Source organism: Aestuariivivens insulae (genome assembly GCF_022662195.1).
Classification (GTDB): domain Bacteria; phylum Bacteroidota; class Bacteroidia; order Flavobacteriales; family Flavobacteriaceae; genus Aestuariivivens; species Aestuariivivens insulae.
Window position 1 is genome coordinate 185,647 of record NZ_JAKMCS010000001.1, and the last position, 23,362, is coordinate 209,008.

General features: G+C 37.1%; 14 protein-coding genes. 11 read left to right on the forward strand and 3 right to left on the reverse strand.

Annotated features, from left to right (window positions below):
• Window positions 1–189: 189 nt before the first annotated feature.
• The 5 genes from MR062_RS00680 to MR062_RS00700 are packed head-to-tail and all read left to right on the forward strand — an operon-like array spanning window position 190 to window position 10,681.
• On the forward strand, window positions 190–4,980 hold the full coding sequence (locus MR062_RS00680) for a PKD domain-containing protein (protein WP_242202127.1): 4,791 nt from the start codon (window positions 190–192) through the stop codon (window positions 4,978–4,980).
• Complete coding sequence (locus MR062_RS00685) at window positions 4,977–5,678, forward strand: hypothetical protein (protein ID WP_242202128.1); 702 nt, start codon at window positions 4,977–4,979, stop codon at window positions 5,676–5,678. The genes MR062_RS00680 and MR062_RS00685 overlap by 4 nt, the downstream gene beginning before the upstream one ends.
• A gap of 9 nt (window positions 5,679–5,687) precedes the next feature.
• Window positions 5,688–7,115, forward strand: a complete 1,428-nt coding sequence (locus MR062_RS00690) for a sulfatase (protein ID WP_242202129.1) — start codon at window positions 5,688–5,690, stop codon at window positions 7,113–7,115.
• Between the two features lie 17 nt (window positions 7,116–7,132).
• Window positions 7,133–9,724, forward strand: coding sequence for an alkaline phosphatase D family protein (locus MR062_RS00695; protein WP_242202130.1), 2,592 nt, complete (start codon window positions 7,133–7,135; stop codon window positions 9,722–9,724).
• Between the two features lie 3 nt (window positions 9,725–9,727).
• Entirely contained in the window at window positions 9,728–10,681 is a 954-nt protein-coding gene (locus MR062_RS00700) for an endonuclease/exonuclease/phosphatase family protein (RefSeq protein ID WP_242202131.1), read from the forward strand.
• An 8-nt stretch (window positions 10,682–10,689) separates the two neighbouring features.
• Here the strand turns inward: MR062_RS00700 and MR062_RS00705 are convergent, their stop codons facing one another.
• Window positions 10,690–11,151, reverse strand: a complete 462-nt coding sequence (locus tag MR062_RS00705) for an Lrp/AsnC family transcriptional regulator (protein WP_242202132.1) — start codon at window positions 11,149–11,151, stop codon at window positions 10,690–10,692.
• Window positions 11,152–11,326: 175 nt separating this feature from the next.
• On the opposite strand from MR062_RS00705, the gene MR062_RS00710 reads away from it, so the two are divergent.
• Window positions 11,327–11,782, forward strand: coding sequence for a hypothetical protein (locus MR062_RS00710; protein ID WP_242202133.1), 456 nt, complete (start codon window positions 11,327–11,329; stop codon window positions 11,780–11,782).
• Window positions 11,783–12,193: 411 nt separating this feature from the next.
• On the opposite strand, the gene MR062_RS00715 is transcribed toward MR062_RS00710, so the two are convergent.
• Both MR062_RS00715 and MR062_RS00720 read right to left on the reverse strand, forming a co-directional pair.
• The gene (locus tag MR062_RS00715) at window positions 12,194–13,414 is read right to left on the reverse strand and encodes a site-specific integrase (protein ID WP_242202134.1); all 1,221 of its coding nucleotides are present in this window, start codon (window positions 13,412–13,414) and stop codon (window positions 12,194–12,196) included.
• A 600-nt stretch (window positions 13,415–14,014) separates the two neighbouring features.
• The gene (locus tag MR062_RS00720; RefSeq protein WP_242202135.1) at window positions 14,015–15,247 is read right to left on the reverse strand and encodes a hypothetical protein; all 1,233 of its coding nucleotides are present in this window, start codon (window positions 15,245–15,247) and stop codon (window positions 14,015–14,017) included.
• A 121-nt stretch (window positions 15,248–15,368) separates the two neighbouring features.
• Here MR062_RS00720 and MR062_RS00725 point away from each other — a divergent pair, with 121 nt between their 5' ends.
• The 5 genes from MR062_RS00725 to MR062_RS00745 all read left to right on the forward strand — a co-directional run bounded on the left by MR062_RS00725 (window position 15,369) and on the right by MR062_RS00745 (window position 23,100).
• Window positions 15,369–17,723 carry a TonB-dependent receptor gene (locus tag MR062_RS00725; RefSeq protein ID WP_242202136.1) on the forward strand — a complete coding sequence of 785 codons (2,355 nt, stop codon included), beginning with the start codon at window positions 15,369–15,371 and terminating at the stop codon, window positions 17,721–17,723.
• 37 nt (window positions 17,724–17,760) lie between these two features.
• Window positions 17,761–19,116 carry an S-methyl thiohydantoin desulfurase domain-containing protein gene (locus MR062_RS00730; protein WP_242202137.1) on the forward strand — a complete coding sequence of 452 codons (1,356 nt, stop codon included), beginning with the start codon at window positions 17,761–17,763 and terminating at the stop codon, window positions 19,114–19,116.
• Between the two features lie 118 nt (window positions 19,117–19,234).
• Window positions 19,235–20,446: a cytosine permease gene (locus tag MR062_RS00735; protein ID WP_242202138.1), complete on the forward strand. Its 1,212-nt coding sequence runs from the start codon at window positions 19,235–19,237 to the stop codon at window positions 20,444–20,446.
• Entirely contained in the window at window positions 20,430–21,515 is a 1,086-nt protein-coding gene (locus tag MR062_RS00740; RefSeq protein WP_242202139.1) for a DUF917 domain-containing protein, read from the forward strand. Before MR062_RS00735 ends, MR062_RS00740 begins: the two co-directional genes overlap by 17 nt.
• Window position 21,516: 1 nt before the next feature.
• Complete coding sequence (locus tag MR062_RS00745) at window positions 21,517–23,100, forward strand: hydantoinase/oxoprolinase family protein (RefSeq protein ID WP_242202140.1); 1,584 nt, start codon at window positions 21,517–21,519, stop codon at window positions 23,098–23,100.
• The last annotated feature ends 262 nt before the right edge of the window (window positions 23,101–23,362 follow it).

A 23,362-nucleotide genomic window follows, 5' to 3' on the forward strand; every position in this document is an offset into this window, starting at 1 on the left:
GTTCTTAAAACCATAGGGTTACTTTTAGTGTTTTGTCTAGAATATGTTCTATATTAAAAATATCCCCCCTTTTTTAACCGAAAAAACCAACGGTTGTTTTTAGTGTTTCCTAATAATTTTGGTATTCAATATGTTTGACCACTCAATAAATTAATTAAAGTTAAAAAAGGAACAACTTAATCGGGAATTATGAAAAGACAGATATTTTTAGGCCTTAGCTTTCTATTGTTAATTCTATTGGCAGTATTCGTGACCATGCTTTGGAAGCAGCAACAATCTCAAGAGCTTTATATTACCGAAACGGAAGATTATCCGGTTTGGATAGAGATGATGGAAGAGCCGGGAGTGAACATGGAAGAGGTAAAGGAAGCCTTTGACTCTTATTTGTCCCATCAGAAGCTCCGAGAGGGTGATGGTTGGGAAGAAGAAGGGATGGAAGAAGAAAACATTGAAAAATTTGAGCATTGGTACGCGATCAATTCGAAGCGTTTGGACGGTCTGGGCAATGTGATCCCTGCGGCTCAGGTAAAGCGGGAATTGCAGCGTTTTAGGACCAGTGCCATGTTCCAGCAGCAAGGGCAGTGGTTCAACTATGGCCCCATTAATGTGGGGCCCAGAAACGGCGTGAAGAAGGACGGTGGCCGTGTAAAGGATATTGAATTTCATCCTACCGATGCCAACACTTATTGCGTGTCTACCTTTAAGGGAGGGCTTTTCAAGACTACCGATGCGGGAAACAGCTGGATCCCGTTAACCGACCCCTTGGTGGAAGATGTATATATTTCGAAGGTTGACCCAACCAATGCCAATACCATTTACATAGGGACGAATTTGGGCGTTCTAAAGTCTACCGATGGCGGCCTCAGTTGGGGCGCCACGGGTTTGACCTCCAGCAATACCAATGCCCTGTTGATAAAACCGGACCAGGCCACGGTGATTGTTGTGGGCAACGACAACGGTATCTATCGCTCTACCGATGGCGGAACTACATTTGCATTGGTAAAATCAGCTTCTAAAGTTGAGGAGTTAAGGTTGCACCCCAGCAATCCGGATATCATGTACGCAGGCACGGAAGGAGTGACCTCACAGTTTTTTCGCTCTACCGATGGTGGCCTTACCTGGACGGAGAACACCAGTGATTTTGGTCAAGGTGCCTTTATGAAAATTGCGGTGACCCCAGCGGCGCCCAATACGGTCTATGTGATCAACTCGAGGGACCATTTGGGAGACGATTCTTTTGAAGGGGTGTATCGATCTACAGATTCAGGGGCGTCATTCACCAAGCAATCTGGAGGAACACCTTGTATCACAGGGTATAAGGACGATGGGTCGATCTCCAGGGGGCAGCCCAATTACAACCTGTTCATAGTGGCCGATCCCACCAATGCCGATATGGTATATGCCGGCGGGGTAAAGTCCTGGAAGTCGGCCGATGGTGGGGTAACGTGGACACAGGTGTTCAATAATGTCACGGTCGATGGTGGCGGTCTGCACTTGGACCAGCTAACCTGGGCCTATTCCCCCCATACCCATGTATTGTTTGCTGTTAACGATGGCGGGATCTATTACCTGAACGGAAACGGCAAATTCCAACAGATCACCGATGGCTTACCGGTAGCAGAAGTCTGGGAGTGTGCCCAAAGCCAGGTCAATCCCGAGGTGGTGGCCGGGGGTACGTTCCATTGTGGTATCAAGCTCAACAGGGACGGTGTTTGGTACAGCCCCTGGGGGGGCGATGAGGCCACGGTGATATTCGATTATTCGGACGATACCTATGCCTACCACTTTAAATATGAGAAGATCTCCCGGTCTACCAATGGTGGGATGTCCTTCCAACGTATTAACCCCTCTACGGCAGACAGAGGAGAGTATACCGGGACGGGCGTGCTCGATAAGAGCGATGTAAACACCTTGTTTGTCGGGTTGTTTGAAGTGGAGCGCATCAACAATGCACGTACGGCAACATCATCGACCGTATGGGATAAAATATCATCTTTTGGGGGCAGTACCAAGATCAAGAAGATCGAGCAATGTGATGCCGACCATAATATCATGTATGCGTCCAGGGGGAGCGGTAACTTTTACAGGTCGGACGATGTACGCGGGGCCAGCCCAACATGGACAAACCTAACGGGTAGTCTGCCTTCTACGGGTACGGTTACCGATATAGCCACCCATCCCACCGATGCCAATATAGTGTACATTTTACAGGGGAGCAAGATCTATAAATCGGTCGATAAGGGAAGTAACTGGACAGACATATCTACGGGCCTTCCCGGAGTGGCTCTATTGGAAATGGTATACGATAAGTCCAGTAACGAAGGGATCTATGTAGGGACCGATATAGGGGTGTATTACAAGGATGCGGCCTTGGGCAGTTGGATCGATTACTCGAACGGCTTGCCGGCCATACGTGTATCGGGCATGGGTATATACTATGGCGCTACCCGGGCAGATAGCTTTTTAACGGTCTCGACCGATGGGAGGGGCTTTTGGAGAACGGCTCTTAATGATGTGACAATGCCGGCACCAACGGTTGGTTTTTCATCGGATAAGACAGATATTTTTACAGAGGATAAAGTACAGTTTACCAATGAGACTATAGGTGGTGATTTGGGGTCGTTTATGTGGACTTTTGAAGGAGGAACACCTTCAACAAGTATCGATAAAGACCCATTGGTAACCTATAATACACCAGGGACTTATGCTGTTACATTAACATATATAACAGATTCGGGAACTGAAACAAAGTCTGTGGCCAATTATATAAATGTAACGGCATTGCCTGCACCAGTGGCCGATTTTATAGCAAGCACACAAACCGTTTTTCAAGGAAATGCGGTTAATTTTACCGATACATCCCAAAACAACCCAACATCATGGAATTGGACTTTTGAAGGCGGGATCCCTGGTACTAGCACGAGCCAAAACCCTTCAGTGGTATATAATACACTGGGAACGTATAGAGTAAGTCTTCAAGTGACCAATAGTACAGGGTCAGATACCAAGGAAGTGATTGATTATATCACCGTTGTGGAAAATACTGGGTCTGGACCATTACAAGGACATTATAATTTTCAAGGGAACCTTATGGATGATTCGTCCTATAAGAGAGATTTAGCAGTTGTTGGTGGTTATACTCCTGTTTATGTTAATGATAAAGATGGAAATACAGAAAGCGCCTATCAGGTGCCTGGCACCAGTGGGCAATACTTAACAAATACATATAAAGGCATTGGAGGAAATGGAGAACGTACCGTAACGGCTTGGATTAAAACAACCAATGTAGGAACCAGAAAAACCATTGTGTCCTGGGGAGAAAATACGGGAGGAAGTATGTTTAATGTGATGGTTGCAAATGGTAATATTAGGGTAGAAGGAGGGGCGTGTAATGTGCAAAATGACGATGCTACAGTTGAACGTTTGGATACAGACACTTGGCGCCATATTGCAGTAACCTATAACCCAGCTGATGGCGATAAAATGTCAGATATCAAACTCTATATTGATGGGGTGTATTATGCCAACCAGCCAGATTCAGGAGATTCCTATAATTCTGAAGCTACGGTTATAAATACCAGTAATACGGTAAACAACCTTCAAATTGGGAATTCTGCTTATAATTCTAATTATTACTGGAGAGGAGAACTTGACGATGTGCGTATCTATTCCAAAGCATTAACAGCTGAAGAAATTGTAAATGTTATGAATGATACCCCTGAAATGGCACCGGTTGCAAATTTCTCTTCAGATCAAACAAACATTTTAGTAGGTGGGGAAATTACATTTTCTGATATGTCATCTGGGGCTCCAAAAACCTGGGAATGGACTTTTGATGGGGGAACCCCCAATACAAGTACCGAACAAAATCCTACGGTAACGTATGATTATCCGGGCACTTATGCTGTTAGTTTGGCCGTTACTAATGATTTGGGGACCGATATAAAAACAATAGATGCTTATGTTACCGTTACGATGCCCCCCGCGCCAACAGCTAATTTTACGTCTGATAAAACTGAAGTTTGGGAAGGTGAACAAGTGGCGTTTACAGATACCTCAACAGATGCTCCAACATTGTGGGATTGGACTTTTGATGGTGGAACACCAACGACAAGCACAGAACAGAACCCGTTGGTGACTTACAGTACCGAAGGGGTTTATACCGTATCCCTAACGGCCAGTAACTTGCAAGGGTCTAATACCAAAGATGTGGTAGGTTATATAACGGTTAAAAAACCGGTTATCCCTAACCTAACAATCAACAACTATAGTGTTGCTGTAGTTGCAGAGACCTGCAGAAACAGTAACAATGGTAAAATCCAGATTACTCCAACGGCTGATTACCCCTATACCGCAGTCATAACTGGAAGTGCTTTCAGCCAAACCGTAAATTTTGGTGTGAGCTCAACCTTAAATGTAACCAATCTTTCAGCAGGAGCTTACATTGTATGTATCACCATAGAAGGTGCACCTTACTACGAGCAATGCTTTACCGTTTCGGTTTCTGAGCCAGAGAATCTATCAGTTTATTCAAAAGTGGATGATTCAAAAACATCTGTAGATTTAAGTCTTTCAGGAGCATCATCATATAATATAAGTATAAACGGAAAAAGTTTTGAGACTACAAAGCAACAAGTTACGGTCAATTTGGAACCCAATACAATAAATCTACTTGAAGTAAGCACGAACAAAACATGTCAAGGGGTTTATAAAGAAACGATTGTTTTAAACCAAACAGATAAGTTTTATCCTAACCCAGCACACGACATTGTAACGCTGTTATTAAGGGAGTCCACACGAAACAGTAAAACGGTAAATGTATCAATTTACTCAAGTTTAGGAAAACAGGTATACCAAAAAACATTAGACACCTACCAATCCAAAGTGCCGCTAAATATAACTTCTTTCCCTAAGGGACTATATATTATTACCGTAGAGGCTGGAGGTATTATAACAAATCATAAAATGATAAAACAATGAAAAAGATCCTAATATATACGTTTTTAAGTTTAGTATTGCTTAATTGTAGTGGAGGTAGTGATGAAGAGGTAAAGGAAGTCGTTATACCCAAAAAACCAACTGCAGCAAGTTTGGTCTTTCCCGAGCAAAATTCAGAATGTACCGAAGGCACAAATATTACAACTAACAATAGTACTATAACCTTTGATTGGACTGCAGGTAGCGATACAGATTCTTATGAATTGACTTTAAAAAATTTGGTTTCTGGAGAGATAACAAAGCATAGTGCCACCAATACAGAAATAAGCATTGAACTTTTTAGGGCAACACCGTATTCTTGGTTTGTGACTTCAAAATCCAATTCGGTTACCGATACAGCAACGAGTGCAACATGGAAGTTTTATAACGCTGGTGAAGGCAATGTAAACTATGCACCTTTTCCTGCTGCAGTAGTGGCTCCAGCGCACGAAAGCAGTATGGCTTCGACTACTACAGTAACGTTGGAATGGTCGGGAAGCGATGTAGATAACGACATCGCATCATACGATGTATATTTTGGAACTACAGAGTCACCAGCCCTTCTTAATTCAGGAATTACGGCAAGTTCATTGGTTAATGTTTCGGTAACTTCAGGAACTGCCTATTATTGGTATGTGGTTACCAATGATGAGCAAGGTAACAGCTCAACATCAGAGCTTTTTAAATTTAATGTAAATTAATTCAATAATATGAAGGTTAGGTCGAATTTATTCAGGTTAAGTATCCTGTTGGTGTTGGTTATTGTATGGGCAATGGTATCATGTCAAAATGATAAAAAAAAGGCAGAAGAGGGAAGTAAACCAAACATATTGTTCATTTTAGTTGATGACTTAGGTTGGGCAGATGTAGGTTTTATGGGAAACCCAGTATACGAGACGCCTAATTTGGATAAATTCTCCATGGAAAGTGTAGTGTTTAGTAATGCCTATGCGCCTGCGGCCAATTGTGCGCCAAGTAGGGCATGCATCTTAACAGGAAAAAACACCCCTAGGCATGGCATCTATACGGTGGGGTCTTCAGAACGTGGTAAGTCTGAGAATAGAAAACTTGTGCCTACCGTTAATAATGAAACCTTAGCGGAGCGTTTTGTGACTATAGCAGAGGCTTTAAAGCCCCATGGCTATACAACAGGGACTATTGGGAAATGGCATTTAAGTGACGAACCTTTAACGCAGGGCTTCGATATTAATATAGCGGGCTCTCATGCAGGGCACCCAAAATCGTATTTTAGTCCATATAAGAACAAAGCATTAAAAGATGGAGAGCAAGGGGAGTATTTAACCGATAGGTTAACCAATGAGGCCATTGATTTTATAAGCACTAATAAAAACAAACCGTTTTTCCTGTATCTTCCGTATTTTACAGTTCATACCCCATTGCAGGGCAAAAAGGATCTTACGGAAAAGTATAAGACGATAATAAAAGGCGATGAACGATTTAATGCTAAGTTTGGGGCCATGGTAGAAAATATGGACACTAATGTGGGTAAAATTTTGAATACCTTACAAATGCTTAATATTGCAGAAAGCACTATCGTAATTCTTATGTCAGATAATGGTGGTTTGGCTAGTGTGTCGTCCCAATTTCCCTTAAGGGGAGGCAAAGGCTCCTATTATGAAGGCGGTATTAGGGTGCCATTAGCTATTAGGTGGCCAGAAGGTATAAAGCATATTAGGAAAGAAGAGGTGCCTGTTACGGGGCTTGATATTTTTCCAACACTCATGGATGCGATCCAAGATGGTCAAGATTATAATTTAGATGGGAATTCCATCTTACCATTGTTAACTAATGATAAGCCTTTGGAAGAACGGGCATTGTTTTGGCATTTTCCTATTTATTTGGAGGCAAGCAATTCCAAAAAAGAAGAAGCAAGAGATGCGTTGTTTAGAACACGGCCAGGAAGCGTTATTAGAAAAGGAAAATGGAAGCTCCATGAATATTTTGAGGATGGTTGTTTGGAGTTATACGATTTAGATATCGATATAAAGGAACAAAATGATCTGTCCCAGGATTATCCAAAAATAGTCGAAGAATTATATACTGAACTTCAGGCATGGCGAATCAAAACCAATGCGCCAATACCTAAAACATTAAATCCAGATTATAAACCTAATTAAAAACCAAAAAACACTGTATGCATCGCAGAGATTACATCAAAACAATTTTATTGGGTTCGGTATTGCCCATAACCTCATGTTATAACCCTTTTTCCAACAAAAAAACAGTTGCTTTTAGGAGTGAATGGCATCTATGGCACGATATGAAATGGGTAGGCCCACAGTATTGGGGCAACAGGCTACAGGACTGGGTTTTAAAAAACGGGCAAGCCGTATGTACGTATAAAGGTAAAAACAGGAACCTGCACTTGCTCACCCTTCAAAACCCTAAAGGAGATGCGGTTTACGATATAAAGGTGTCGATAACTGTTTTGGACCAACAGTTAGAGGGTGCAAAAGGCGGTTGTTTTGGATTGCGGTTAGGAGCAAAGGGGCATGTGGACGATTACCGTTCGGCTGCTGTATTTGGCAAAGGTCTGGATGTAGGATTGAACCTGGAAGGCGATTTGGTAGTGGGTGATCAAGTTTTGAAAACGAGTTTCGATGCATTGCCAGAGCAATTTACATTGCAAATAGGTGTAAATAATAAGGACGAGAACCATCAAACGCTCAACATTAATATTATAGATACAGCATCTGAGGCTATTATATATATAGCAAAAGATATTGAGATTGCACAGGAAAAGCTTGTTGGGAATTTTGCTTTATTATCAGATATCGAAATAAAAGGAGGGGATGAACATTGGCCATTGGTTGGATTTAAGGATTGGTCCATAGACTCTAAAGCACTGTATTCCAATGATGATAATATTTTTGGACCGGTATGTTTTGCCCAGTACACCCTGCATCGAGGGAAACTAAAATTAACGGCACAGTTATCTCCCGTTGAAGAGATCCAAGGACATAAAGTATTGTTGCAGTTTGAAAAAGACGGCAAATGGGTTACGCAGGAAGAGCAAACCATTAAAGAAGCAGGGCGCTCGGTTAACTTTTCTGTGAGTAATTGGGAGGCCACATCAAACGTGCCGTATAGAATACGTTTGCAAATTCCATTAAAGGAAGGCATGCACCAATACGATTATAATGGCACAGTTCAAGCAGAGCCAATAAATAAAACCGATTTAAAAGCGGCTGTTTTTAGCTGTAATTTTGATTTTGGCTTTCCAGATGCCGATATCTATGAAAGTGTGTCCAAGCTCAATCCAGATATTTGTATGTTCCTGGGCGATCAGTTTTATGAAGGCACCGGAGGTTTTGGAGCTCAATATTCAGGCGATTTTGATAAAACCTGTTTGGATTACCTAAGGAAATGGATGATGTTTGGATGGTCCTATCGTGAGATATTTAGGCATATACCATGTGCTATCATACCAGACGACCACGATGTGTATCATGGAAACGTGTGGGGCGAAGGAGGTAAGCTGGCTGATAACAGTCATGGATTTGGAAAGTCATCACAAGACAGCGGTGGGTACAAAATGACCCCAGAATGGGTGAACATGGTACAGTTTACACAGACCAGTCATTTGCCAGATCCTTACGATGCTACACCGGTTAAGAATAACATTGGGGTATATTATACCCATTGGAACTATGGAGGCGTAAGCTTTGCCATTTTAGAAGATAGAAAGTTTAAATCGGCTCCATCCCATGTGCTGCCCAAAGAAGCTAAAGTGGATAATGGCTGGATTTTGGCCAATGATTTTGATATAAAACAGTACAGGGATTTAGACGCAGAATTATTGGGAGCTAGGCAAGAAGCGTTTTTGGAATCTTGGGTAGGCGATTGGTCTTATGGTGCGCAGATGAAGGCGGTATTGTCGCAAACTAATTTTGCTACTGTAGCCACGTTGCCAGCAGAGGCCAAAACAGGAGCTGTTATACCAAAACTTTACATTCCGGAAGTGGGCGAGTATATCCAAGGCGATAAACCTACCCTAGATATGGACTCTAACGGTTGGCCGGCTAAAAAAAGAGATGAAGCAATAGAGATTATTAGAAAGGGATTTGCGTTTCATATAGCCGGAGATCAACATCTGGGGTCATTTATTCAATATGGGGTGGATGAATTTGGAGATAGTGGATATGCTTTTGCGGGGCCTGCGTTGAATAATATCTGGCCCAAAAGGTTTTGGCCATCTGTAGACAGCACGAACCATACTTATGATAATCCGGCCTATACAGGAAACCACGAAGATGGCTTTGGTAACAAAATAACGGTAAGGGCTGTTTCCAATCCGCATAATATGCACAAGGAACCAGCCATACTGCACAATAGGGCGGTAGGCTACGGTATTGTGACGTTTAATAAAGTCGACAGAACGATAAAAACGGAATGCTACAGACGTTTTGATGATCCTCTAAAAGAAGGGGCACAGTATCCAGGATGGCCACAAACAGTTTTACAAGAGGCAAACTATGGACGTAAGGCCAAGGGGTATTTACCGGAAATTAGGGTCCAGGGTATTAAGAACCCAGTAGTTCAAATTATCAATGAAAAGGCCAAGGCATTGGAATACGCTATTCGCATTAACGGGCAAGCATTTGAGGCAAAGGTCTTTGATGGAGCATCTAGCTATACGGTAAAAATAGGCGATCCAGATAAAGACCTGTGGCAAGAACAAAAAGGTCTTACGGTTAATAGTGATAGTGTTGATTTTATATTTTAAATTATGAATAGTAGGGAAAAAGGATTTGTTTTAGCAGTAATAAGTTTTGTTGTACTGTGTTTGGGCTGTAAGTCCAGTTCGGAAAAAAAATATAGTAAGGAAAAAATATATAAGGTGGCCACTTATAATTTGCGATACCAAAATAAACGGGATGATATTAGTGGACATGCATGGAATGAAAGAAAGGGGTTTATAACAAGAGTAGTTACTAAGTATGATTTTGATATTTTTGGAGTACAAGAGCCTTTTTTTAATCAAGTTAATGATTTGCTTGGTAGTTTGAAAGGGTATCAAAGGTTTGGTACGAGTGATGACGAACAACTAAATAGTAAAACCAACCACCACCACGATATATTTTACAAAACTGCTTTATTTGACTTGTTAGATAATGGTAGTTTTTGGTTGTCACCCGGTGTACCTACCACGGCACCAGAGAATTTATATCAAGCCGCTTGGGGAGGGAAAGCAAAAGTGTGTACTTGGGGAAAGTTTAAGGACAAAGTTGCAGGTCACGTTTTTTATTTGTTCAATACGCACTTTTTTTATGAAAATGAAGAAGTTAGAAATAACAGTGCAAGCTTAATACTTGAGCAAATAAAGTCAATTGCTTGTGATTTTCCTGCAATTTTTATGGGAGATTTAAATTTAAATCCATATTCTAAAGCCTATAAAATTCTTAATGATTCAGAACTATTGGAGGATTCCTATAACTGGGCTAGAATAAACGAACCAAAGGATACTTTAAGACACCATACATTTAACAATTGGCAAATAGATGTAAATGCTACAGATGTAACTAGAGGAGATAGAAGAATAGATTATATCTTTTTAACCAAACAATGGAAAGACAAGGTTAATAGCCATTCAATTGTATGGGATACCTATAAAAAAGAAGGGGTAGAGAAAATGCCTTCAGATCATAACCCAATAATGGTTGAGTTGAAGTTTAGCAACTAGAAAAAAAGTTAAATGTTATATTCTGTGGTATGCAAAATCTCCTTTAAAACAAAGTAGCTTTCTAAAATGCCTATGTTTTCAATTTTAGACAATTTTAGTCTTACAAATTGGTGGTAGCCGTCAAGGCTTTCTACGTTGATCTTCAGGAAAAAATCCACTTTTCCGGCCATATGGTAGCACTCTTGTACTTCACTTAAGGTCCTTATCTGTTTTTCGAACTTTTCGATGAACCCCTCGTTGTGATAGCGTAGAGATACCATACACACCGCTGTTATGGGTTTTTTTACCAATTTTTTATCTAAGAGAGCCACATATTTTTTAATGTAACCTTTCTTTTCTAGCCTTCTAATCCGCTCATAAACTGGTGAGGGTGTAAGGTTCAGTGTGTCAGCAATTTCCTTGGTTGTTTTCTTGGAATTGTTTTGTAGGATTCTTAAAATGTCTAAATCGGTTGTGTCTAGCCTTTCCATATAAAGATAATTTTACTTCAAACGAATATCTTTTAAAATTTGAAAAAGGTAAAAAAGCTTTTATTTTTAGTAATTAAAGGTAAAAATGCTTATTATAAATCATATTAAAGGTATAAACACTAGTTAATTGCTTTATTTATTAAATTTGTACTAAATAATTAAAGTTAGTAACAAAATGACGGTAAGGGCGGTTGCCAATCCGCACAATATACATAAGGAACCCGCTATACTTCATAATAGGGCAGTAGGTTACGGTGTGGTAACTTTTAATAAAAAGGACAGGACGATAAAAACGGAATGTTATAGACGTTTTGATGATCCGTTAGAAGCGGGGTCGCAGTATCCGGGGTGGCCGCAAACGGTTTTACAAGAGGCAAACTATGCGCGCAAGGCTAATGGCTATTTGCCAGAAATAACGGTTAAGGGTATTGAAAATCCAGTGTTTCAAATTACTAATGAAAAAACTATGAATATGGAGTATGCTATCCGTATTAATGGACAGTCATTTGTCGCTAAGGTTTTCGATGATAGTGCCAGTTATACGATAAAAGTAGGTGAACCAGATAAAAACCTATGGCAGGAACAAAAAGGCTTTACGGTTAATAGTGATAGTGTTGATTTTGTGTTTTAAAGAATTATAACAGCTAGAGCTAGATGTTTTATTCCGTGGTATGCAAGATCTCCTTTAAAACAAATTAGCTTTCCAATACAAGGGAATCGGTTTAAGATGAGTGTAATGGGAATTTCATATTTTTGGTAAGGGATTTGTCTGTTTCTAATTGGTATAAAAAAGCAGTTAATTAGGAATGTATGATAGAAAAGCAATATTCTATCAATTAATTTGTACTTTTATAAAACCAAAGAAGATTAAGTTATATTTTCCAAGTTCTTTTTAAAGTTTTGGTGTGCAATAAGGTGTTCGCAGAAAATGAAAGTTATAGAATAACAGTAATAATAAGGGGTTAAGCCAGTTTTAAGATAAGTCTGCCACCACTCAAAATATAAAAGAAGTCCTTTTCAGATTGTTTTTGAGATGTTTTAACTATCCTACCTTTCTTATAACGCTTTCCAAAGCTTCATCTGCTGGTTTATGAATGAAATTGGCTTGGTAATTAATTGTAGTCTTTAAATCACTGTGGCGATAAAGTTTCTGTAGCATTAGAGGGTGAATTGTATCTCCTGCAACGTTTCCGAAGCTATGTCTGGCAATATGCATTGTCAGTTTTTTATTAATTTTAGCCTTTTCAGCGATAGACTTTAAATAGTAGTTAAATTTTTTATTGGCTGTTTTGATTTTATTAAAAACATCCTTTGAATCTTTTAGGTTGGCTTTTTTTAATTCAGGAAAAATAAAGTCATCATCATGTCTTTTATCTTTAATATAGAAATTGAGGATGTTTTTAACTTTATCTGATATTTTTAGGGATAATATTTTGGAGTTTTTACCCATTCTATAGTAAAGTCTATCATCTTTAATATCGCTCCATTTGGTTCTTAGTGCATCTGATACCCTAATGCCTGCAAAATTAAAACTGTATAGCCAAATATTCCTTGTATGCATTTCACTATGTGATAGGTTACTTAGAGTTTCAATACGTATAATTTCATCAGCGTTCAAACCAATCTTTTCGGTTTCAGGAAACTTGATTTTAATTTTATTGCCTCCAAATGGATATTGTTTCTGTTTTACAATTTTATCCTTAATGGCTTTGTTGAATAATAGTCGAATAAAGACAAAAACATTCATGATAGAGGTTAAACAAAGTGAATGTTCTTTAATCAGGTAAATTTTCAATTTTCTTAAGAACCGTTCATCAATTTCATCGAATGATAGTTCTTTAGATTTGTTAAATCTTTGAATATAGTTTACATAGGCAGAATCACTGGATAATCTATTGTGTTTATTGTAAACTTCCAATTCTTCTAGGTGTTCTTGTGCGAGTTCAAAGAAGCTTAGTTTTTTCTTAGACTTGTATATTTCCTTTTTAATAAATGTAGCTGTTAAATCATCATTTTTGGATTGTAAGGTGATCAATCTTTTATTTGCATCATGAATTTTTGAAGATATCAGTTGGTTTAGTTTTTCAGAATTTGGATGTGATTCCTTAACCAATTTATTGTTATTATCCCAATCTTCAATATCAATATAATGCCCAATAAGCTTGTAAGTTGATCTACGATCTTTGGTAATTCTTATAGCCAATGGATATTGTCCATTTTTATTGGGTTTTCTCCTTAATGTTATTTGTACACTGGATGCCATTATTGTCCTGGTTTTTAAGAAAGCCAAATCAGGTACAACAATTCAACGAAGAATGTGTTGTAAAAATACTAAAAATCTAATTGATTTAGGTACAACATAGGTACAACATTTATTGATTTTTGTAGGTTTTTATTGATTTTAAATCAAATCAATAAAAATGTAACTAGTTGAAAATGATGTGTTTTGTCTTTCTTTGGTCAAAAATACGCTTAACTTAGGATCTAGTGCCGCGAGGTGTGGGAGTTCGAGTCTCCCCGCCCGCACTATAAAAGGCAAAGCTTCTCAATTGTGGGGAGCTTTTTTTGTTATAGCAGGTTTGTATACATATAGTCTAGGGGAGAGGAGAGGTTTATCCTGAGCGAAGCCGAAGGGAGTCTCCCCGCCCGCACTATAAAAGGTAAAGCTTCTCAATTGTGGGGAGCTTTTTTTTGTTATATCATGTTTGCATATAGATAGTCTAGGGGAGAGGAGAAGCGATGCATAGAGTTTGTCGAAATGTTTATCCTGAGCACGAGTTTACCCTTTGTTTTGCGAGGGTTTTTAGGGAGGCGAAGTTGATGTTAGAAAAGAATGACTAATAAATTTTCTTGCTGATACACATCAATCTAGATTTTTCATTTTAATAGTACCCGTCACAATATTATTGTTAATATCAACCCCTGTAAATTTACCTTGCGGTTCTAATGAGGAGTCTATAAAATAATAAGTAGCAATATAAATGGATACTTTTTGCAAATAAAACATTCCAGAGATAGTGAAATCTAAATTTAATATCTGCCCTTTGTTCAATACACTTACTTTCTCATCTTCTAAAATAATTGATTCTTGTAAACTCACTATGCCATAATGTTTTGGTTGGATTCGACTACCTAAAACGTACTCTTCATCGTTTGTTTGAAAGGTAAACTCATAACTCCCCGTAATTCTTGTCAATACTTCGGCATAGGGGCTTTTTTTAGAGAACAGCAATGGGTTTTTTCTAATATTACTTTCTACCACTATTCTGTTCCCTATTAATTCTTGTGACATTAGTGGATTAAAATCATTACTTAATGCTTCATCTTCCATTTCAGTTTTAGAATCCATTTTTTTCAAAATCATCTTTCCTGCAACGGTTTGGTCGTATTTATCAAATCCTGCATAAGTTCCAATTAAATAGTGGCGTTCAGTTGGAGCAGATTTACCCACGAAAAATATGAATTTGGCTCCTTCAATTTTTTTATCACCAGCAAAGAATTTAGTATTAAAGTGTATTAAATTCTCACTTTTTATTATATTACCAAAAAAGCTGTAAATCTGTATAGAAGCATCACCTTCCTCGTAAGCATATTTCATTTCTACAGTTTTCCAGTCATTATAAATTAGGACTTGTCCTTTGTTCATATGACGGTCTTCACCTAGATAATAACTAACAAAATAGTAATCTTTAGAGGTGTTCTCTTTATTTAAAAGTTCTAACTGCTTCTTTTTTTGTTTTTTTGGTATAAAATCTTGGTCGATAAAATCGTAGACATTACTAAAACCAAGATATTTGAAAAATACATACTTATAGCTTTTACTAATTTTAATTAATGGTTTTCCTGTGGTGGCTTCGCGATGCTTATTGTATAAATACTTTCCATTAACATATTGACGTACTATTGTTTGAAATTCTTCTTTTAAACAAGGTTTTGTGGTGTCAAAATTACCAAAACCAAATAGTTGTGTGTCGTTTATATGGGATTCTACTTTGTATTTGACTTTAAATTGAGTTACAATTTTATCAAGCATTTTTACAAACACGTAATTAGAAAGTATAAGAGTTTCTTGAGAGTTTATAGTTTTATTTTCCATTCCATTCCAAATTAAAATACAGGAATTACTAATTTATAAAAAAAAATTAGGAAGGAAAAATATAGAATGTTCACATGTGTACATTTACTACATGAATATTTTCAAAAAATCACACAAAAAAATGAGAAATATATTACTGGTACTTTTTTTTATTCCATTATTGGCAGTTTCACAAAAAATGACTGTTACTGGAACCGTTAAATCGTCATCCGAGACACTACTGGGCGTTAGTATAATTGAAAAGAACACATCCAATGGTACAACAACAGGTATAGATGGTAATTATTCAATCTCTGTAAATCAAGGGGCAACTCTTGTATTTTCTTATCTAGGGTATAAAACCATAGAGGTAGCTCTAAACGGCAAAAAAACTATTAATATAACATTAGAGGAAGATGCTTCACAATTAGAAGAGGTTATTATAAAAGGTTTCGATAATGTAATCGGGCAAGCTAGAAGAAGGGCTGAATCAGTGCAATCAATACCCGAATCAGTGGTTACCTTTACCGCAAAAGATATTGAGACAAAAGGAATTTCTAATGTGCAGACATTTGCAGACCAAATTCCAAATGTAAATTTTACCACCTCACAAAATATAGGCAATAATTTTATTACAGTCAGAGGAATTTCCCAGATAAGAAATGGTGATGCCCCAATTGCTTTTGTAATTGATGGCGTAACGCTACCTGATGCAAACTTATTAAACCAAGAGTTATTTGATGTAGCTCTAATTGAGGTAGTAAAAGGCCCACAAGGTGCATTGTATGGTAAAAATGCAATCGCAGGTGCCATTAATATTGTGACCAATAAACCAACGAACAATTTTAGAAACAAAGTCCAATTAGGCTATGGAAATGGAAATCTTTTACAAACCCAAATATCTTCAACAGGTCCTTTGGTAAAAGATAAATTGTTTTATCGTATTTCTGGGTCTTATAAAAAAGGTGATGGTTTATTGAACAACATAACTTTTAACGATGCACCAGATTTTATTGAGGATTTAACACTACGTGCACAATTGAAAGCTGGGTTGTCATCCAATATATCTGCTACTTTAACAGGACAAATAATAGACGCAGAAGCTGGGGCTGTATATTATGCAGGCCCAACTACTGGAAATCCTAAAATAGCCCCAGACGATTATGGAAACTTGGCCATTCAAGCAGACCAAAGGGGCGTTGGAACACTTGATAACATTTACAGTAACCTAAAATTAGATTTCGATTTTGACAAAGTAAAACTAACCTCATTAACCACTTACAATAAAGCAGAACGGAACGCTTTTGGAGATTTGGATTTTACTTCTGCTGATGTGCTACGACAAGACCAAGACAGCAATACCAAAACTTTTAACCAAGAAATACGGTTAGGCTCTGCATCAGGCACCAATAGTATAGTAAATTGGGATTTGGGAGCATTTTATCAAAAGCTAGACAAAACACTTATAACAAGGGCATCGGCCGATTTTGGTTTCTTTGCGCCTCCGTTTATGCCTACTGACACTCAAAGTCAACTGGCTGTTGGCAATTTTACTAATACTTATAAAACTTTTGCTGTATTTGGTTTTGTAGATTATAAAGTGTCGGACAAACTTACATTATCGGCGGGTCTACGTTATGATAATGATAATATTAGTCAAAATAATAGAAGTGAAGGAACAAACCCTAAAAGAGTTGACACACAAGTACAACCTAAAGTATCATTGGCGTTTCAAGCAACAGATAATATGTTAATGTACGCAAACTATGGAAAAGGATATAGAACTGGGGGCTTTAACCAAGGTCAAACAGTTCGTTACGGCACAGATTTTAGTGCAGAAACTACAGATAATTATGAGATTGGAATTAAAAATACATATTGGGATAATCGTTTTATTCTTAATTTGTCAGGTTATTATATTGATTTTACTGACCAACAATTGTATGCTTTAGTTTTAGATGGAGGAGCAGGTCAAATCCTGATAGGAAACTTTAATGTTCCTAAGAGCAGGTCTGTTGGTTTTGAGGCTGATATGCGCTTAAGAGCCTCAAATTGGTTGGATATTTTGGCTAGCTACGGTGTTAGCAAATCTAAGATTGAAAGAGGAACATCAACAGAAAGTATTGGGGCGAATGCAACTATTGATGTTTCTGGAAAAGCCACGCCTTTAGTCCCACAAGATAGTTATAGTTTGGGGCTTGAATCAAGTTTTGACATTTCCGATAAAATTGCTTTTAACGGTAATATAAATCTCGAAGGCACTGGTGAAATGTACTGGCATGAAGATAATGCGGCAGTGTCACCAAGATATAGTCTTTTAAACGCTAGGATAAATTTCACATTTAACAAGTTCACCTTGGGGTTATGGGGGACCAACCTTATGGACACGAAATACATTACTGAGTTTGTTGACCAGACCTTTTCAAACGGAGGTTCAGATTTAGCTTGGCTAGGGCAACCTATGGCTTATGGAGTGAATCTTTCGTTTAAATTTTAATCCAAAGGAAGAATTATAACCCCCAAAATTATATATCATGAAACAGAATCCTTTTTTTAAATGTAAAAAAAATGTCTTTCTGACAATTTTAATTGTTGGACTTTATTCGTGCAGTAATGATGTAGAACCAGAAATTAAATTAAACGAAAACAATTCCAAAGTTGATGAATCGTTAATTAATGAAAGCTTGAAAAAAGTCAATAATTTAATGGGCTTCGAAGTAAATTCAAAAAATTCATCAAAGAATTTGAATTTTTCGACAAGCAAATCTCTGCCGTCTGTATGGCATTTAGATAAGCCACAGATTATTCAAACATATTTAGGCCTTTCCATCAAGGGCAGTGGTGGTGGAGGTAGCTTTATTGATGGTATTGATATTATTAACAAAATTGACAAAATTGATATCTATGACATTTCAACAGTACAAAATGATAAACTTTATATCGTCGCTGGAGGAATTGGCGCTCCAACTGCTCTCAAAGCAAATTTAGACGCATTAATAGAATCTATTGAATCCTCAGTTTTTACTCTTGCCAATGACCTAAATAAGCCCGTAGGAGGGGTGCTTTCGGTAGAATCCGGGTCGGCAAATGCTACTATTGCTATGCTGTTAAGTAAAAAGATGAGTATACCACTTATAAATGCGGATGGTGCTGGTCGTTCAGTTCCAGAATTAAGCAATTTAAGCTATGCACATGAAAGTTATTCAATTGCTCCAACTGTTTTAACTTCTGTACCAAAACCAGGAGATGCAGCTATAGTAGAAGTACTACACCCTAAAGATGCCGATGATGCAGAAAAACTAATTAGGGCAATTATTTCCAAACCAGGATTTGGACAAATAGCAGGTCTTGCTCTATGGGCTCAAACAGGTTTACAATTAAAAAATTCAAAAATTATTAAAAATACATATAGTGATGCTTTTGAATTGGGAGCGGCAACAGAAATAGCAATGTACAGCAATATAAAGGCAATAGACAATTATTTTGAATCTGAAAGTAAATTGGTTGCGGCATATGATGGAACCTTACAAAGCTTTGAAGAAAAAACACAAGGGGGCTTTGATATTACTACACTAAAAGTCGGTTTAAGTAATAATGAAACTATCACAATAAAAGCACTTAATGAGAATTTACTTTTAACTTCTTCAACAGGTAGTATTGTAACCGCACCCAATCTTATTAGCTATCTGATTGAGGTTAGACCTAAACAATATATCCCTCTTAATAATGGAGATGCAGCATTAATGAAATCCTTAGTCGGAAAACAAATTCATATAGTTTGTTCATATGCTAATGGTAGGCTTTACCAGTTTGGTGACACTTTTCTTAAAACTTTAAAAGATGTTTTCGGATATGATGGGCCTGTTATTCCACCTGCTCCGCCAGAATAAGAAAATTATTTAATGCTTTTAATTTAAAAAAAACGTCGTCCAATATTTGAGTTAGTCGAGTTAACCAAAAAACCACTAATGCTTCCGTTAGTGGTTTTTTTATCAAAACAATTAAGAAATGGAAAATAATGTTAAATGGCACAGTTTGGCGGGTATTTGGTTTGGCGGTATTGTAAGTGTGCCTGCTTTATTGGTAGGCAGTGTATTAATTAATTCTTTGTCTTTTTACAATGCTATTCTTGCAGGTTTTTTAGGTTTTAGTTTTGTTGTAGCCTTTATGTGCATATTAAGTGTGTTCTCGTTTCAAAAAAGAATGGCCACAGTGTCATTATCATCAAAAGGTTTTGGACAGTTAGGAGCCAATTATATTGTTGGTTTGGTAATAGGACTTTCTACATTAGGTTGGTTTGGCGTTCAAACTAGTATAGCAGGAGCATCTTTTTCAAGAATTTTTGCAGAAATGAACGGGATTGATATTCCAATTTGGCTGTCTTCAATATTCTGGGGAACTATCATGGTTCTTACAGCTGTGTTTGGTTTTAAATATTTAAAATGGTTAAATTATATAGCGGTTCCTGCCATTGTTTTACTTCTTGTCTATGGTTTGGTAATTACATTTAAGAGTCACGATTTTAGCGAAATAATTAAATATAATCCTAAAGAAAAAATATCCATTCTACAAGCTATGGGAGTTACCATAGGGTTTATAGTTGTAGGTGGCGTAATATCGCCTGATTATAACAGGTTTGCCAAATCAAAAAAAGATGCAGTTTTAGGCTCTATAATTGGGGTAATAATACCAGCAATGTTACTTTTAGTTATTGGTGCAATTTTAGCATTAACCCAAGATACTCATGATATCGTCGAAGTTTTCTCGTCTTTGGGTTTTCCATTCTTTGCAATGTCCATTCTTATTCTCGCTACCTGGACTTCTAACGTTATGAACATCTACTCTTCAGGTTTGGCATTTACAAACCTTTTGAATTTAAAAAGTCACTCTAGAGCTAAAGTTACGCTTGCTTTAGGGTTATTAGGAGTTTCATTATCAGTAATAGGTATTCTAAACCATTTTATTGGTTTTATAACCCTTTTAACTGTGACAATTACCCCAATAGCAGGTGTAATCATTGCAGCACAATTAGCAGGAAATTCGGGAAAATACACCTCAAAAAAGTTCAATTGGGCAGGAATTATTTCATGGCTAATAGGTGTAGCTTTAATGTTATTGACAAACTCTAACTTAAAATACATAATAGGATTAGTGACAGCTGGAATAGTATTTCTAATAATAAATAAAATAGTTGAAAATTATAATGAGAAAAATCAGTAAACAAGAGATTGATTATATAGCAATGGGCTCTACTGTTCTAGGAACTGGTGGCGGTGGCGACCCATACATAGGAAAGCTATTAGCTAAAGAAGCCATTAATAAAAATGGAAAAGTAAGTTTAATAAAGGCTGAAGAATTACCAGATGATGCACTTGTCGTTCCAATAGCTGCTTTTGGAGCCCCTATGATTTTAGTAGAAAAGTTGTTTTCGGGAAAAGAATTTATAAGTGCTTTCGAAATGATGGAAGAATACTTAGGAAAAAAGATTGATGCAGTAATGCCCGCAGAAGCAGGCGGACTCAACGGTGTAATCCCGTTTTCTGTAGCCGCAGAAAAGCAAATACCCCTGGTAGATGCAGATGGCATGGGGAGAGCATTTCCTAGGTTAGAAATGGTAACATTTACCTTACATGATATTCCTGTATCACCAATTATTCAAGCAGACGAGAAAGGCAATAAAAATGTCTACCATGCAATAAATAATGTTTGGGGAGAAACCCTGGTAGGTGCAACTACAATTCAAATGGGTGGTAGTTGCGCAATTGGCTGTTATCCAATGACTGGAAAGCAGGTTAAAGAGTCTGCGGTTCATGGAATAGTTTCATATGCCGAGACTTTAGGTAAAGCGATAATTGATGCAAAAAAGCAAGGTAAAAACCCATTAAACTCACTAATAGAAACTGCTAAAGCAATTAAGCTCTTTTATGGCAAGATTAGTAATGTTACTATTAAAACAGAAGGTAGATGGAATAAAGGAGTTTGTGAAATATTGGGTATAAATGATTATGAGTGCTCTACTATGCAATTAGATTTTCAAAATGAATTTTTAATGGCAAAAAAAGATGGTAAACCTGTTGCTATTACACCAGATTTAATTGTTTTAATTGATGCAGAAAATGCACAACCCATTACAGCTGAAACAATTCAATATGGTACAAGAGTAGTGGTTTTAGCAATGAAAGCAGATGAACAATGGCGAACATCAGGAGGTATTGAATTGGGTGGGCCTAAAAAGTTTGGATATAAAGAAAAATACATCCCAGTAGAAAAATTAAATACACAGAAATAAAATGTTTTATAAAATAGGAGTAGATGTTGGAGGAACAAATACAGATGCTGTATTAGTTACTCATGACAATAAAATTTTAGCAAAGACCAAAGAAACTACAACCCTTGACGTTAGTAGTGGAATTGAAAATGCAATTAAAAAAGTTCTTGAATATAGTGAGGTACAAAAAAATGAGATTAAGTACATTATGTTAGGGACTACACATTGTACCAATGCATTAGTAGAAAGAAAAAAACTAAGTAAAATAGGTGCAATTAGAATAGGACTTCCAGCAAGTAGCGCTATACCAACCATGTCCGATTTTCCAGAAGATTTAAAAAACCTTCTAGGTAAACATATATATATGGTTCATGGAGGTTTTGAGTTTGATGGTAGGCCAATAACCCCATTAGATGAAAAAGAAGTAAAAGAATATCTTCACAAAATGAAAGGAGATATAGAGTCTTTGGCAATTACTGGAATTTTTTCGAAAACATTACCAGACCAAGAGTTACAAGTTGCTAATTGGGCAAGAGAAGTTTTAGGTGATGAAGTTCGATTAAGTTGTTCTCATCAAGTAGGAGGATTAGGGTTATTAGAACGTGAAAATGCAGCAATACTTAATGCAGCTTTACAAGGTGTTGCTTCAAAGATGGTTCAAGCATTTGAAGGTACTGTTGCCCGGTTAGGTTTGTCATCACAATTATTTATTGGACAAAACGATGGTACATTAATGTCTCTCGAGCAAGTACAAGATTTTCCAGTACTTACAATTTCTTCAGGACCAACAAATAGTATTCGTGGAGCTGGAGCATTATCTCAAATCGATAACGGTATAGTAATCGATGTTGGAGGAACTACATCAGATGGAGGCGTTTTAGTTAATTATTTTCCTAGAGAAAGTACACAAGTAGCTCAAATTGGAGGTGTTCTTACCAATTTTAGAATGCCTGATGTTGTAGCAGTAGGTATTGGTGGCGGTACAATTGTTAGGATTGAAAATGACGAATGTAAGTTAGGTCCAGATTCAGTTGGATACAGAATCAAGGATAAATCAATTGCTTTTAAAGGCACAACCATGACCCTTTCTGATTTTTTTATTGCTGACAAACAGTTACATATTGATGGCTCATTAAGTAATTCAGATATAAAAGAACGCATAAAAGTAATTGCGAAAATGGACTACAATAAAGCTTTAGATTTAGTTAAAGAACAAATTCGTATTGCAATAGAAAAATTAGTAGATAAATTAAAAACAGACTCTAAAGAAATTCCGGTAGTAGCATGTGGTGGAGGTGCATTTTTACTACCAAAAGAAATTGAAGGAGCGTCAGAAGTATTATTCCCTCAGCATCTAGAAGTTGCTAATGCTTTTGGAGCTTGTATTGCTCAAATTAGTAGTGAAGAAGAAATGGTAATTAACACCATGCAAGTAGATGAACAATCTGAAATGGAAAAATTATTATCTAAATTAAGAGATAAATTAGTGCATAATGGAGCAAAACAAGAGAGTATAAATACATTAATTAAAGAATCAATTCCTCTCGCCTATTTACCAGGTGCTGTTAAACTAAAAGTAAAACTTTGTGGTAACTTGATTCATTAGATTTTACTCTTAGATTAGTGAAAATGTACAATAATAACTATTTAATCTTAACTATATGATAGGACTATCCCAAGGTGTCGCGGTATCCAAATCAGCACTATTGAAACTAAGAAAAAAAGCAATAAACAATGGGTTTCTGATATCTGAAATGAAATAATTTTCTTCAAAGAAATTAAGCCAGCTATTTACAGTAAGTTCACATACTATATTGGAAAATTCGGTTAAAGTGAACCACCCGTGCCGGATGAAAGTGAGCAGTGTA